This window comes from Citrobacter sp. RHBSTW-00599, assembly GCF_013784065.1.
GTDB classification, from domain to species: domain Bacteria; phylum Pseudomonadota; class Gammaproteobacteria; order Enterobacterales; family Enterobacteriaceae; genus Citrobacter; species Citrobacter braakii.
The window spans coordinates 360,448-374,539 of the sequence record NZ_CP056717.1; the positions used below are offsets into that span (position 1 = coordinate 360,448).

13 protein-coding genes and 1 pseudogene are annotated in these 14,092 nt (G+C 53.1%); 6 read left to right on the top strand and 8 right to left on the bottom strand.

Going from position 1 to position 14,092, the window contains the following annotated elements; all coding sequences use genetic code 11:
• Positions 1-63: 63 nt before the first annotated feature.
• Positions 64-141, top strand: a pseudogene (locus HV243_RS25450) (hypothetical protein); the annotation flags it as partial.
• A gap of 77 nt (positions 142-218) precedes the next feature.
• Here HV243_RS25450 and HV243_RS01640 read toward each other — a convergent pair.
• From HV243_RS01640 to tsgA, 6 genes are all read right to left on the bottom strand, one after another.
• The gene (locus HV243_RS01640) at positions 219-389 is read right to left on the bottom strand and encodes a YhfL family protein (RefSeq protein WP_016154783.1); all 171 of its coding nucleotides are present in this window, start codon (positions 387-389) and stop codon (positions 219-221) included.
• Positions 390-700: 311 nt separating this feature from the next.
• Entirely contained in the window at positions 701-2,074 is a 1,374-nt protein-coding gene (gene cysG / locus HV243_RS01645) for a siroheme synthase CysG (protein ID WP_053388951.1), read from the bottom strand.
• A gap of 11 nt (positions 2,075-2,085) precedes the next feature.
• Entirely contained in the window at positions 2,086-2,895 is an 810-nt protein-coding gene (gene nirC / locus HV243_RS01650; protein WP_053388950.1) for a nitrite transporter NirC, read from the bottom strand.
• Between the two features lie 139 nt (positions 2,896-3,034).
• On the bottom strand, positions 3,035-3,361 hold the full coding sequence (nirD, locus tag HV243_RS01655) for a nitrite reductase small subunit NirD (RefSeq protein ID WP_016154780.1): 327 nt from the start codon (positions 3,359-3,361) through the stop codon (positions 3,035-3,037).
• Positions 3,358-5,901 (bottom strand): NADPH-nitrite reductase large subunit, encoded by a 2,544-nt coding sequence (gene nirB, locus HV243_RS01660; RefSeq protein WP_016154779.1) that lies wholly within the window; start codon positions 5,899-5,901, stop codon positions 3,358-3,360. Before nirB ends, nirD begins: the two co-directional genes overlap by 4 nt.
• Before the next feature lie 327 nt (positions 5,902-6,228).
• A complete protein-coding gene (gene tsgA, locus HV243_RS01665) occupies positions 6,229-7,410 on the bottom strand; it encodes an MFS transporter TsgA (RefSeq protein ID WP_016154778.1) in 1,182 nt (393 codons plus the stop codon).
• 264 nt (positions 7,411-7,674) lie between these two features.
• Here tsgA and ppiA point away from each other — a divergent pair, with 264 nt between their 5' ends.
• The 5 genes from ppiA to HV243_RS01690 all read left to right on the top strand — a co-directional run bounded on the left by ppiA (position 7,675) and on the right by HV243_RS01690 (position 11,011).
• A complete protein-coding gene (gene ppiA / locus HV243_RS01670) occupies positions 7,675-8,247 on the top strand; it encodes a peptidylprolyl isomerase A (RefSeq protein WP_003023595.1) in 573 nt (190 codons plus the stop codon).
• 106 nt (positions 8,248-8,353) lie between these two features.
• A complete protein-coding gene (locus HV243_RS01675) occupies positions 8,354-8,521 on the top strand; it encodes a YhfG family protein (protein ID WP_016157626.1) in 168 nt (55 codons plus the stop codon).
• The gene (locus HV243_RS01680; RefSeq protein WP_053388949.1) at positions 8,511-9,113 is read left to right on the top strand and encodes a putative adenosine monophosphate-protein transferase Fic; all 603 of its coding nucleotides are present in this window, start codon (positions 8,511-8,513) and stop codon (positions 9,111-9,113) included. Before HV243_RS01675 ends, HV243_RS01680 begins: the two co-directional genes overlap by 11 nt.
• A gap of 31 nt (positions 9,114-9,144) precedes the next feature.
• Positions 9,145-9,708 (top strand): aminodeoxychorismate synthase component 2, encoded by a 564-nt coding sequence (pabA, locus tag HV243_RS01685; RefSeq protein ID WP_053388948.1) that lies wholly within the window; start codon positions 9,145-9,147, stop codon positions 9,706-9,708.
• A gap of 85 nt (positions 9,709-9,793) precedes the next feature.
• Positions 9,794-11,011 (top strand): aspartate aminotransferase family protein, encoded by a 1,218-nt coding sequence (locus HV243_RS01690; RefSeq protein WP_053388947.1) that lies wholly within the window; start codon positions 9,794-9,796, stop codon positions 11,009-11,011.
• A 42-nt stretch (positions 11,012-11,053) separates the two neighbouring features.
• Here the strand turns inward: HV243_RS01690 and HV243_RS01695 are convergent, their stop codons facing one another.
• On the bottom strand, positions 11,054-13,141 hold the full coding sequence (locus tag HV243_RS01695) for a YccS/YhfK family putative transporter (RefSeq protein ID WP_016154774.1): 2,088 nt from the start codon (positions 13,139-13,141) through the stop codon (positions 11,054-11,056).
• Positions 13,142-13,192: 51 nt separating this feature from the next.
• Positions 13,193-13,825, bottom strand: coding sequence for a cAMP-activated global transcriptional regulator CRP (gene crp / locus HV243_RS01700; protein ID WP_000242758.1), 633 nt, complete (start codon positions 13,823-13,825; stop codon positions 13,193-13,195).
• Positions 13,826-14,092: the final 267 nt, after the last annotated feature.

Genomic DNA, 14,092 nt, shown 5'->3' on the forward strand with positions numbered 1-14,092 from the left:
CATATTTCCTTATATCAATCACTTTAATGAAGATATAAATATTCAATTTACTGAAGATATAAAATGCGTCGGATATTTATCAAGAGAGAGGAGGGACTGACAACCCTGGCCCGCTACCTGCTCGGCGAGAAGTGCGGTAACGTGTGAATGAGCATTTAACCTATAAATATAAAAACCGGGGATTTCCCGGTTTTTTTGTATTTGCGCAATCGCTTCTGTTACAGATCTGCAGCCGGGCCACAGCCACCAATAATTTTAGAAATAGAAATTGCCGGATGCAGGAAGTAATCGTAGGTGCAGTTATCTTTTTTGTTATCGACATGACCAGTACACGCGGTCAGCGTAGCCAGAACACCAGCAACGATAGTGATTTTTGCAAATTTCAGCATGTTAAAATCCTTGTAAGATATCTATTTTTAAATGGATGAAATCCATTTCTCGGCGGTTAAGATATCAACTAAAATAAACTTAAAGTAGTCCGGATTAGGATATAACAAGTTTTATATAAAATATGCTTTCAATAAATTTAAATGTTTTAAAAATACATTTAATTAATGATTGACGGTCGGGCTACTGAGGCGAGTATATAGCGTGTATCGGTTTTTGATTTATTTCTATCGGAAGATAAATAAATGCCCTGAATATGAACTGTCCAACTTTATGGGGGCAGTCCAACATCAGGGCATTTTTCAGCGTTAAATTAATGGTTCGAGAACCAGTTCAGCCTATCGCGTAGTCCAACCACGCGGCCGACGATAATCAGCGCCGGGCTTTCAACCTGCTGCGCCAGTTCGCCGAGTTGCGAAAGCACCCCGTTAACAACGCGTTGCTTCACGGAGGTACCGTTTTCTACCAGCGCGACAGACATATCGGGTTGCATGCCAAATTCGATCAGTTTTTCCTGGATAGTCGCCGCCTGATTGAGGCCCATGTAGAACACCAGCGTCTGTTTCTCTGCCGCCAGGTTTTCCCAGTCCAGCTCGCCGCCGGTTTTCAGGTGCCCGGTGACCAGACGTACACTCTGGGCGTAATCACGATGGGTCAGTGGAATGCCGGAATAGGCGGAACAACCGGATGCTGCGGTAATACCTGGCACAACGGAGAATGGAATACCGGCATGGCACAGGGTTTCCAGCTCTTCGCCACCACGGCCAAAGATGAACGGGTCGCCACCTTTCAGGCGCACGACGCGTTTGCCCTGTTGCGCTTCACGCAGCAGGATCTGGTTAATTTCTTCCTGCGGTACACAGTGGTAGCCCGCGCGTTTACCGACGAACACCCGGTCGGCATCGCGGCGTACAAGGTTCATGATGTCGTCGGATACCAGACGGTCATAAACCACGACATCCGCTTGCTGGATCTGCTGTAGACCTTTCAGCGTCAGCAGCCCGGCATCGCCAGGACCGGCGCCAACCAGCACTACTTCGCCTCGATGGTCCAACGGTTCACTGAGCAACTGCTCGGTGGTTTCCTCGACGGCTTTCTGGTCACTGTTCGCCAGCGACTGCGCCAGGCGGTCATTCACGAACAATTTTTCCCAGAAGCGGCGACGTTCACCCATGCTGGCAAACTGTTCTTTCACTCGGGCGCGTAACTTGCCTGCATATTGCGCGACCTGGCCCAGATGCTGAGGCAGCACAGATTCAAGTCTTTCACGTAGCAGACGGGCAAGCACCGGCGATGTACCGCCGGAGGAGACCGCCACCATCAGCGGCGAGCGGTCGATAATGGAGGGCATGATAAAACTGGCTGCTTTTGGCGCATCGACCACGTTGCAGAAAATACGACGTGATTCTGCGGCGGTGCTGACGCTTTGGTTGACGGCATCGTCATCGGTGGCGGCAATAGCCAGCCAGCAGGTGTCGAGCAGGGACTCGTCGAACGGTCCCTCAACCAGCGTCAGCATGCCTTCATCTGCCCATACGGTGAACTGCGGAATAAACGCCAGCGCATTAACCGTTATACGGGCGCCCGCTTCCAGCAGTAACCGCGCTTTGCGTTCTGCGACATCACCACCGCCGACGATCAAGCAGTCGCGGTCACGTAGTTGACAAAATATAGGCAAATGATCCACGACATTACCCCTTAATTATTGGCAGTAGCCTCTGGCTGGTTGATTTTTGCCGGAACAGGACGCTCCGATTTTGGCGTAGCATACCAATAACCCAATCCCATGAATACGACACCGGACAAAGTATTACCGAGTGTCACCCACAACAGGTTATGACCAATTCCTGACAGGGTATAGGCTTCGCTGTGGTGACCGAACCAGGAGAGGGCAAACAGCGTCATGTTGGCAACCGAGTGCTCGTAACCGGAAGCGATAAACGCCAGTAGACACCACCAGATAGCGAGGAATTTTGCTGCGCCCTCGGTACGAATTGCCATCCAGATTGCCAGACAAACCAACCAGTTACACAGCGCGCCTTTAAAGAACAGGACCGTTGCTGGCGCGGTCGTTTTCGCCAACGCCACCGAATGGACGATGCTGGTATCGACCGGCAGCAGGCTACCGCCGCCCCAACTGTAAAGCAGAGCGACAAACACGGATCCGACCAGGTTACCCAGCCAGGTTTTTGGCAGGATTGCCCACATCTGACCGTGACTGATGGTGCCCGCTTTAACGCCAAGCGTCAGGAACATCGTGTGTCCGGTGAACAGTTCAGAACCGGCGATAATAACCAGCGTTAAGGCAATACCAAAGGTTGCACCCATTACCAGAGGACGTACGGACGGGTCGAGCAGATTACCGAGGGTGAAAATAAGAATGATGCCGAGACCCACATAGGCTCCTGCCATTGCCGAACTGATCCAGAATCCGAGCGGGTTATTAGCCGAGAGGCGTGCGATGCGCGCAGCGTTAGCCGCACACTTATTAATAGTGTCTGTGAACATGTGTTGATTATCCTTGAAGTACAAACAATAAAAAGAAATCGTAACCGTAGGCCGGATAGCGCTACGCTTATCAGGCCTACAAATAAAAGACCTACAAATACGTCAAAAAAGGGGAGGCGTTGCGCCTCCCAAAAAGTTATTAACCGCGCAGTTGCACCGTGCCGTCTTTCACTCGCGCTTCGTAATGTTTCACGGAGAACTGTTCGTCTTCCATGCACAGACCATCGCTTAAGCGAAAGCGCTGTTTTTTCAGCGGGCTGGCGACCCACAATTCGCCCTGATGTTCAGCAATCAGCCCACGAGAAAGCACGCTGGATTCAAAGAACGGGTCGATGTTGCTGATCGCAAACACCTGGTCGCTGTGATACGGGCGGAAAATCGCAACTTGCTCGCTACCTAACAGGGCGCAGACGCCTGTTGCAGGCAGAATGTCATCGATTTTGCAGATGTTTTTCCACTGGCTCATGCGTTTTCCTCCACCAGAGTCACCGGGATACGCTCATAGGGCGTGGCTGGACGATGTTGTTCACGTTCAGGCACAACCTGGACATTCGGATCGCGTTGATCGCTGTTGATAAAGTGTTTGAAGCGAACCTGTGCGGATGGGGTGTTAACCGTCTCTGTCCACTCGCAGACCACCGCTTCACGCAGACGGGCCATCTCTTCTTCCAGGTGCTGGTTCAGCCCCAGTTTGTCGTCGATGATGACCGATTTCAGATATTCGATACCGCCTTCCAGATTGTCTAACCATGGTGCGGTTCGGGTCAGTTTGTCGGCAGTACGGATGTAGAACATCATGAAACGATCAAGGTATTTGAGCAGCGTTTCGCGGTCGATATCCGCTGCCAGCAGGTCTGCATGACGAGGTTTCATCCCGCCGTTACCGCAAACGTACAAGTTCCAGCCTTTCTCAGTGGCGATGATACCCACGTCTTTGCCCTGTGCTTCCGCACATTCACGGGTACAGCCGGAGACGCCGAATTTCATTTTGTGCGGGGTACGAATGCCCTTGTAGCGGTTTTCCAGCTCCACGCCGAATCCGACGCTATCGCCGACGCCATAACGGCACCAGGTACTGCCTACGCAGGTTTTCGCCATACGCAGGGCTTTGGCGTATGCGTGACCGGTTTCAAAGCCCGCTTCAATCAGCTGACGCCAGATTTCCGGCAGGTCATCTTTTTGCGCGCCGAACAGGCCGATACGCTGAGAACCGGTGATTTTGGTATACAGGTTAAATTCACGCGCGATACGGCCCACGGCCACCAGGCCTTCAGGAGTAATTTCTCCGCCCGCTGAGCGCGGGATCACGGAGTAGGTACCGTCTTTCTGGATGTTCGCCAGGAAGTTGTCGTTAGTGTCCTGCAGCGGCGTGTGCTGTGGTTTGAGGATGTACTCATTCCAGCAGGAGGCCAACAGGGAACCTACGGTTGGTTTACACACTTCACAGCCGTAGCCTTTCCCGTGTTTTGCCAGCAGCTCTTCGAAGGTTTTAATCCCTTCTACACGGATCAGATGGAACAGTTCCTGACGCGAGTACGGGAAGTGTTCACACAGGTTGTTGTTAACTTCGATCCCCTGTTTCGCCAGTTCAGCGTTCAGGACCTGCGTTACCAACGGGATACACCCGCCGCAGCCGGTACCAGCTTTGGTTTCAGCTTTCAGCGCCGCAACGGTGTGGCAGCCTTTGTTGATAGCGGCGATCAGCATGCCTTTGGTGACGTCGAAGCAGGAGCAAATCTGCGCGCTGTCCGGCAGTTTATCGACACCGATAGACGGCTTACCGCTGCCCGCGTGAGCTGGCAGAATCAGTGAGTCTGGGTTTTCCGGCAGTTCGATGGCGTTCAGCACCAGCTGCAGCAGGTTGCCGTAATCGCTGGTGTCACCGACTAAAACCGCCCCGAGCAGGGTTTTGTTATCTTCGCTAACGATGAGGCGTTTGTAGACTTCTTTGCTTTCGTCGAGATAGACGTAGCTACGGGCGCCCGGCGTGCGCGCATGCGCGTCGCCAATCCCGCCGACGTCAACACCAAGCAGCTTCAGCTTGGCGCTCAGATCCGCGCCTTCAAAGGCGTTTTCGGTTTCGAGAATATGGTCAACGGCAACCTGCGCCATTTTGTAGCCTGGAGCGACCAGGCCATACACGCGGTTGTTCCAGCTGGCGCATTCGCCGATGGCATAAATGTCCGGATCAGAAGTCTGGCAGGTATCGTTAATCACAATACCACCGCGCGGCGCAACGTCGAGGCCGCATTGGGTGGCCAGTTTGTCGCGTGGGCGAATACCGGTAGAAAAGACGATGAAATCGACTTCCAGTTCGCTACCGTCGGCAAAACGCATGGTTTTGCGCGCTTCGGTGCCTTCCTGGACGATCTCTTTAGTGTTTTTGCTGGTGTGGACACGCACGCCCATGCTTTCAATTTTGCGACGTAACTGCTCGCCACCCATGTGATCCAGCTGTTCGGCCATCAGCATCGGGGCAAATTCAATCACGTGGGTTTCAACGCCGAGGCTTTTCAGCGCACCGGCGGCTTCCAGACCCAGCAGGCCACCGCCGACGACGGCACCACGTTTGCTACGGCGCGCGCAAGACTCAATGGCGTTGAGGTCTTCGATGGTGCGGTAAACGAAGCAGTCTTGGGTTTCCGAACCTTTAATCGGTGGGATCCACGGATAAGAGCCTGTCGCCATGATCAGCTTATCGTAATAGACCGTACGACCCGCGCTGGAGTGGATCACCTTCTCCTGGCGGTTGATGGTGATTGCGCGCTCGCCCACTAACACCTTAACGCCATGCTTCTCGTAGAATCCTTCGCGCACCAGAGAAAGTTCTTCGGCGGTGTGGTGGGAGAAGTAGGACGACAGGTGGACACGGTCGTACGCTTTGCGGGGTTCTTCACAGAAGACGGTAATATCAAAATTGGCAGCGTCGGATTTATCAAGAAGATCCTCAATAAAGCGATGGCCGACCATACCATTACCGATAATAGCGAGTCTGACTTTGCTCATTTTTGCCTCGATTTCTTTTCTATTACTGCCTACCTTAACGATTCAGCAACCCCGCTTATTGATGCAAATCAAATTCGCCTTTATATACTCCTTAATGGGTATATGGCTGATTTAACTGCATTTTTATAAGTTACGGAATTAACAGGCTTTTCGTGTTTGTATAAATAGCGTACAAATTAAGGGGTTTTTGTAAGAATTGGCCTACAGCACCAGAGAAAGAAGAGGGCGCGGGAATAGGCCGGAGGGCGTCTGCGCCTTATCCGGCCTACGAACAGCTTGTCTTGTAGGCCGGATAAGATGCGTTAGCATCGCCATCCGGCACTCAGATTAATGCGTTGCGGGTGCGTTATGTTGGCGATGACGCGTGACGAACCCAAGAATAAAGCACATCACGAATACGACCGCATACAAGCCGTTAGCCGTCTGCAATGCCGCCAGCGGACCGCTGTGCGCCACGATAGGGCCAGTGACCACGAAGGTGAGCATAGTACCGATGGTGCCACAGGTCAGAACGAAGTTAACCAGTTTAGGTGATGCGACCTTCGTCTGCTGGGAGCCGAGGGTAATGATGGTGGTATAAATCGCGCTGGAGAAGAAGCCCAACGTCAGAATGAACCACGGCATATGCTCCGGCGTACCGGTGATAAACAGATACATCAGGACGGTAGCCACACCCGCCAGTACGGTCAGGATGCGCTGCAAATCGAAGAAACGCAGGATAAAGCTAAATGCCCACATGCCAACCATGTAAGACATCCAGAAGTCGCTGACCAGTTTACCTGCGTCGTTCAGGCTCATGCCCAGACTTTTGGCGTATTCCGGCACCCAGGAGATAAAGCCCAACTGACCGAGGATGTAGCACAGCGCGGCGATCGCCAGGAACAGCACGCCAATGCCCCATTTTTCTTTTACCACTGGCGCGTCCGGTTGCTGCGCGTGTTTACCCAGCGCCGGGAATTCGCAGCCGAAGGTCAGCAGGAAAATGGCGACGTATACCAGGCCGATGCAGGCATAAACCCAATACCATTCGATGCTGCGCGCTAACAGGAATGCTGCCACCATCGGAAAAATCATGCCGGCCATGCTGAAGAAGGAGTCAGTAAACAGCAGGCGGGAACCGCGCTGGCGACCTTCGTACATCTGAGTCACCAGGAACGTACCAATCGACATGGTGATACCGCTCACCAGACCCAGTACAAACATGGCGGCTGAGAACAAGGCCAGGCTATGGCTGAGCATCAGTCCGGCGACCGCCAGAACCATCAGGATAAAGCCAAAGCGCAACTGGGTTTTCAGTGGCACAATTTCCATCAGCCAGGCATTCAGAAAAATAGAGATCAGAATGCCGGCATTCAGAAAGGTGAAGGTGTTACTCATACTGGAAACGGGCAAATGGAAGTAATCTGCGATGTTTCCCATCACCATCCCGGTGACAATTACCAACGCGCCTGTCAGGGCGTAGGAGAGAAAGCTAATCCATGTGAGCTTGATGCGATTGCTGTTAGTCATGACTGGCCTGTATAGAAGTGTTAGGCGCATTGACTGCGCCGTGAGCGGGCAGATTTTAGGCGCTTTAGTGATGCATTTAAATGTTTATTGGTAATTACTTGCTACGTTACATTTTTTTATGTGATCTAGATCGCATTGAATCTTGAGGCTATAAGGTTACATTTGTTTCAAGTACGTAAAATTAAGTAAAGGGATGGCCTTGTTCTTGAAGGCTCTTTAGAATCAATTCACTTGCTTCATTTCTGCTCTTGTTAAGGAATTCTCATGCTCAAATCGACTCTGGCGGCTGTTGCAGCTGTTCTCGCTCTTTCTGCTCTTTCTCCCGCAGCACTGGCAGCAAAAGGTGACCCGCATGTCCTGCTGACAACCTCTGCCGGTAACATTGAGCTGGAGCTGAACAGTCAGAAAGCCCCGGTTTCAGTGCAAAACTTTGTCGATTATGTCAACAGCGGTTTCTATAACAACACCACGTTCCACCGCGTGATCCCTGGCTTCATGGTGCAGGGCGGCGGTTTTACCGAGCAGATGCAGCAGAAGAAACCTAACCCGCCAATCAAGAATGAAGCCGATAACGGACTGCGTAATACCCGCGGCACGATTGCCATGGCGCGTACAGCAGATAAAGACAGCGCGACCAGCCAGTTCTTTATCAACATTGCAGACAATGCGTTCCTCGATCACGGCCAGCGCGACTTTGGGTACGCGGTCTTCGGTAAAGTTGTGAAAGGTATGGATGTCGCGGATAAGATCTCTCAGGTGCAGACCCATGATGTTGGTCCTTACCAGAATGTCCCGTCAAAACCGATTGTTATCCTGTCTGCCAAAGTCCTGCCGTAAACGTATTTTGCGCGGGCAGTTCCTGTCCGCGTTCTTCCCCTTCTCTGCGTAACCTGAAATTGCCGCTTATACTTGTGGCAAGTGTCGGCTCATTCAGGGAGGTCACGTGAAAAAACTCACCGATAAACAAAAGTCCAGACTCTGGGAACAACGGCGAAATGCCAATTTCCAGGCCAGTCGGCGGCTGGAGGGCGTGGATATTCCACGGGTGACTCTGAGCACGGAAGACGCCCTGGCGCGTCTTGAAGAGTTGAGGGGGCACTATGAGCGATAAATTCGGTGATGGACGCGATCCCTATTTGTATCCGGGCCTGAATGTCATGCGTAACCGTCTGGGGATTCATCAGGCGCAGCGCTTGGCGCAGGCGGCGTATGAAATGACGGCGCTGCGTGCGGCCACTATCGAATTAGGCCCGCTTAAACGGGGCTTGCCGCATCTGTGCGCCATTCATCGCCAACTGTATCGGGATATTTTTGACTGGGCGGGACATCTGCGAGAAGTGGATATTTACCAGGGCGATACCCGCTTTTGTCATTTCGCTTATATCGAGAAAGAGGGCAATGCGCTGATGCAGGACCTGGAAGACGAGTCCTGGTTGGTGGGGTTACCGGAAGATAAGTTTGTGGATCGTCTTGCGCACTATTATTGCGAAATCAACATGCTGCATCCGTTTCGTATTGGCAGCGGTCTGGCACAGCGAATTTTTTTCGAACAGTTAGCGATTCATGCCGGGTATATATTGAGCTGGGATGACATTCCGGTTGAGGAGTGGAACCTGGCTAATCAGAGTGGGGCGATGGGTGACCTGTCTGCGCTTCGGGCGATATTTCGTAAAGTGGTAAGCGAAGCCCCGGAAACTGAGTAGAATAGCGCGGTTCTTATGTACCGGAGCCGCCATGATCCTGCTTATCGATAACTATGATTCTTTTACCTGGAACCTGTACCAATACTTCTGCGAACTGGGCGCTGATGTCCTTGTCAGGCGCAACGACGAACTGACGCTGGCGCAAATCGACGCGCTAAGCCCGCAAAAAATCGTAATATCCCCAGGCCCCTGCACGCCGGATGACGCTGGGATCTCATTGGATGTTATTCGTCATTTCGCGGGCAAGACGCCCTTGCTGGGTGTTTGTCTGGGACATCAGGCTATGGCGCAGGCCTTTGGCGCGACAGTGGTTCGGGCAGCTAAAGTGATGCACGGTAAAACCTCGCCAATTACGCATAACGGGCAGGGTGTTTTTCAGGGGCTCGCCAACCCATTAACGGTGACGCGCTACCATTCTCTGGTGGTTGCCCCCGCGACGCTTCCTGACTGCTTTGAGGTGACGGCCTGGAGTGAAACGCAGGAGATTATGGGCATTCGTCACCGCGAGTGGGATATGGAAGGGGTGCAGTTTCACCCGGAGAGTATTCTCAGCGAACAGGGGCATCAACTGCTGGCTAATTTCCTCCACCGGTGATTTGTGGTTGCTATTCAGTGATTTTTTATTCATATTTTGTGATTATAATTTCACTAACATTTCTGCTTAACAGGGTGGCAATGACATGGCAACTGAACAAACTGCAATTACGCGCGCGACATTCGATGAAGTGATTCTGCCGATTTATGCACCGGCTGAGTTTATCCCGGTAAAAGGAAAAGGGAGTCGAGTCTGGGATCAACAGGGCAAAGAGTATGTTGATTTCGCGGGCGGCATTGCAGTTACTGCACTAGGGCATTGCCATCCGGTCCTGGTGGAGGCGTTAAAAACCCAGGGTGAAACCCTGTGGCATACCAGCAACGTTTTCACCAACGAACCGGCGTTGCGCCTGGGCCGTAAAATCATTGATGCGACCTTCGCCGAGCGCGTGCTGTTCATGAACTCGGGTACCGAAGCTAACGAAACCGCCTTTAAGCTGGCGCGCCACTATGCCTGCGTGCGCCATAGCCCGTTCAAAACCAAAATCATTGCCTTCCACAATGCGTTTCACGGTCGTTCGCTGTTTACCGTGTCCGTCGGCGGGCAGCCAAAATACTCTGACGGTTTTGGACCAAAACCAGCGGATATCATCCATGTACCGTTTAACGATCTGCATGCGGTCAAAGCGGTGATGGACGATCACACCTGTGCGGTGGTGGTTGAGCCTATTCAGGGGGAAGGTGGCGTCACCGCGGCAACGCCGGAATTCCTGCAAGGTTTGCGTGAACTTTGCGACCAACACCAGGCGCTATTGGTATTGGATGAAGTGCAGAGCGGGATGGGCCGTACCGGCGATCTGTTTGCCTATATGCACTATGGCGTGACGCCGGATATCCTCACCAGCGCGAAGGCTCTCGGCGGCGGCTTCCCGGTGAGCGCGGTGCTGACCACCCAAGAGATTGCCTCCGCATTTCATGTGGGTTCGCACGGTTCCACTTACGGTGGCAATCCGCTGGCCTGCGCAGTTGCGGGGGCCGCGTTTGATATCATCAACACGCCGGAAGTGTTGGAAGGTATTCAGGCCAAACGTCAGACGTTTGTCCAGCATTTGCACAAAATTGATCAACAGTTCGACATTTTTAGCGATATTCGCGGGATGGGGCTGCTGATTGGCGCCGAGCTGAAGCCGCAGTTTAAAGGCCGGGCGCGCGATTTCCTGTATGCCGCCGCGCACGAAGGGGTGATGGTACTCAACGCCGGACCGGACGTGATGCGTTTCGCGCCGTCGCTGGTAGTTGAGCAGGCGGATATCGATGAAGGGATGCAGCGTTTCGCACAAGCGGTAGCGAAAGTCGTTGCCTGATTACCTGTTGCCGGATAAGCACAGCGCATCCGGCAGTCGATCTTAACCTTTCATGTCCCGCAGACGGCGGCTCAGCCAGATTCCGTGGTGCGGTCGCTGACGCCATGCTACCGACGAAATGGTGTGCATGGTGTTCAGATGCCCCAGTATCCGTTGCAGATGCTGCTCAAGGGTGCTTAACGGACCGTGGGACAGCATCTCTGGCGCTTCGAGAATATTCACATCGCCTGAGCTTCCCGGTCCGTCATATTCCAGCCGCTGCTGACAGCGCTGGAGCGCAATTTCACAGGATTCCAGATACCGCTGCGCTAAATCCGGCGTCAGCATTGTATGTTCCCTTGCCAGTGTGGTCATCGCGTTGATGTGCTCGACGATGAACTGGCTGTGCGTGACCCACAGTTTCATGTCCGCCAGGTAGTGCGAGTTGAATCCTGGCTCCTGCATCGCCTGGTTCAGTGAGTTGAACAACGTGTTATGCGCCTGATTGACCCGCATGCGTTGATACGCCAGCGGCGTGGCCTGCGGATCGTTACTGAGGATCAGGCGAATGGCCTCCTGATCGGCTTCTAACGCATCATGGGCGTTCTTACGCAGCAGGCCGCTCTGCCACTGCGGCCACAGCCAGAGTGTACCGCCAAAGGCGATTAAGCAGCCAATAACCGTATCGACAAACCGCGGCACGATAAACTGTTCTCCGTTCAGCGTCAGCAGTTGCAGGGTGTATACCGCCGTGACCGTAAAGCCGACGGTAGCCCAGCCGTAGTTTTTGCGCATGATCAGATAGCTACCCAGGGTAATCAGCAGCATGCCTGCCAGCGTGTAACCTTCCTGAATATGAAAGTGCAGGGTGACCCCGGCAATGACCAGTCCAACGAGCGTTCCTGCTGAACGGTGTAAAATACGTACCCGGGTTGCTCCGTAGCCATTTTGCGTGACGAACAGGATCGTCATCAAAATCCAGTAAGGCTTTGGCAGGTGTAAAGCGCTGCCCATCAGGCTGGCGATACTCAGCATAACGCTGATGCGTCCGGCATTACGCAACGCCGGCGATTTCAACGACAGATAGTTTTTCAGGGCCGGGATCAGCGGCAACCGACGCTGCTTGTCCGCCATTAAATCTCGGGCGTACAGCGGTCGCTGGGTGCGTAGCACGCGGGCAATACGGCTGAAGTGCCAGTAGCAAAATTGTCCCACCGGATTGTCCGGATGCTGGTTGGCGATTTTCTCCAGCGTGCCAATCTGCTTGTCCATCGAGAAACGGGTCGGCAAGCGGTGATACAGAATATCATCAGCCAGTACCCGAAGGCGTTCGGCGACGGTGCGCGCATTCCAGCGAATCACCTGTTCGGCGTGGCTACGTTCGACCAGCTTTTGCACCTCTTCCGGCTGGTGGAGGCTGACGGAAATATGCTCCTGCAAGTCCAGTGCCTCCTGAAAGGCACGCAGCAGGCGCTTGTAATCGTTGTTGCGATGCGCCGACAGCATATGCATTTGCTGGTAGCACTGGGTAATCAGATCCACCGCTTTCTGCTGGCGAACCAGCAGGGGAGGCAGCGCTTTTTCCGGATCGGCATGCTGGGTCAGCAGGCTGTACTTGGCCTCACAGTAATCGGCTAATTCACGGTACAACAAGCTGAGCGATTCACGGAGCGGCTGCTCGCGCCACATCCAGAACCAGAACCAGTTGAACAGGCCGTACCATAACGTGCCCAGCGCATAGATCAGCAACGGTTCCCAGACGGGCATGTTCCCGACCAGGCTTAGCGTGAAAATCGCGGCGATAAGTGAGGCCGGTAACAGTCGGGCATGCAGAGGGCTGAGCTCGGCGGTTACGCCAAGAATTAGCGTCAGTCCGGTGAGGATAAGCGGCAGCGGTATGGCCTGTGCCAGCAGCAACTGCATGATCAGACTGCAACCGGCAAACAAAGACGCGCCAATAGCTAAACGTTTGAAAAAGCGCTTGTGCGGGGTATCAAGGCCGGCAATGTTGCAACAGGCAGGGACCAGGGAGAAGAGGAGCCCCAGATGAAGCTGACCGATGATCAGACCAACAGCCACAGGTAAACATAGCACCAGCGTCTGCCGTAGTGCGTAGTTGATCTCTGGGTGGTATATCAGTCTTCGCCACATCGGTGTAAACAAAAGTGGCGCATCACTGAGTAACGCGCCACTTCGATGGGGTTAACGGGTGCCGTAGACGACGATGGTCTTACCGTGTGCGGAGATCAGGTTTTGATCTTCCAGCATCTTCAGAATACGACCAACGGTCTCACGGGAGCAGCCAACGATCTGGCCGATTTCCTGACGGGTGATTTTAATCTGCATGCCGTCCGGGTGGGTCATCGCATCAGGCTGTTTCGCCAGATTCAGCAGAGTCTGCGCGATACGACCCGTTACGTCGAGGAAGGCAAGGTTGCCGACTTTTTCAGACGTGACCTGCAGGCGACGAGCCATCTGTGAAGACAGGCGCATCAGAATATCCGGGTTGACCTGGATTAATTGGCGAAATTTTTTGTATGAAATTTCAGCGACTTCACATGCGGTTTTGGCACGTACCCAGGCGCTACGTTCCTGACCTTCTTCGAAGAGGCCTAATTCACCAATAAAATCGCCCTGATTCAGATAAGAAAGGATCATTTCTTTCCCTTCTTCATCTTTGATCAGCACTGCCACTGAGCCTTTAACGATGTAATACAACGTTTCCGCTTTTTCACCCTGGTGAATCAGCGTGCTCTTCGATGGGTACTTATGAATATGGCAATGAGACAAGAACCATTCGAGAGTCGGGTCTGTTTGCGGTTTGCCAAGCACCATGCGCGGTTATCCTCTGTTATAAGCTGTCTCCAGAGCCAGAAAACGACGCTGCCTCTGGGTTTGCAAAAATATGCTTCCCGCTACCTGGGAAAGGGGCTGTCAAAAATTAACTGCAGCCTGTAATGTGATGTCCTCTGCATACATGCAGTACGTCAATGTATTACTGTAGCATCCTGACTGTTTTAGCATAGCTTTCGCCGTGTGTCTCCTGGTGTCTCGCTTCAGCATGACGCAGGTCGCCTTCCGTTGCGAGAATTGTTATGTACG

What these genes read in the sequence shown, in the direction of transcription:
- HV243_RS01640 (WP_016154783.1), bottom strand. Translation starts at nt 389, where the DNA reads ATGCTGAAATTTGCAAAAATCACTATCGTTGCTGGTGTTCTGGCTACG.
- nirC (WP_053388950.1), bottom strand. Translation starts at nt 2,895, where the DNA reads ATGTTCACAGACACTATTAATAAGTGTGCGGCTAACGCTGCGCGCATC.
- nirD (WP_016154780.1), bottom strand. Translation starts at nt 3,361, where the DNA reads ATGAGCCAGTGGAAAAACATCTGCAAAATCGATGACATTCTGCCTGCA.
- nirB (WP_016154779.1), bottom strand. Translation starts at nt 5,901, where the DNA reads ATGAGCAAAGTCAGACTCGCTATTATCGGTAATGGTATGGTCGGCCAT.
- tsgA (WP_016154778.1), bottom strand. Translation starts at nt 7,410, where the DNA reads ATGACTAACAGCAATCGCATCAAGCTCACATGGATTAGCTTTCTCTCC.
- ppiA (WP_003023595.1), top strand. Translation starts at nt 7,675, where the DNA reads ATGCTCAAATCGACTCTGGCGGCTGTTGCAGCTGTTCTCGCTCTTTCT.
- HV243_RS01680 (WP_053388949.1), top strand. Translation starts at nt 8,511, where the DNA reads ATGAGCGATAAATTCGGTGATGGACGCGATCCCTATTTGTATCCGGGC.
- pabA (WP_053388948.1), top strand. Translation starts at nt 9,145, where the DNA reads ATGATCCTGCTTATCGATAACTATGATTCTTTTACCTGGAACCTGTAC.
- HV243_RS01690 (WP_053388947.1), top strand. Translation starts at nt 9,794, where the DNA reads ATGGCAACTGAACAAACTGCAATTACGCGCGCGACATTCGATGAAGTG.
- HV243_RS01695 (WP_016154774.1), bottom strand. Translation starts at nt 13,141, where the DNA reads ATGTGGCGAAGACTGATATACCACCCAGAGATCAACTACGCACTACGG.
- crp (WP_000242758.1), bottom strand. Translation starts at nt 13,825, where the DNA reads ATGGTGCTTGGCAAACCGCAAACAGACCCGACTCTCGAATGGTTCTTG.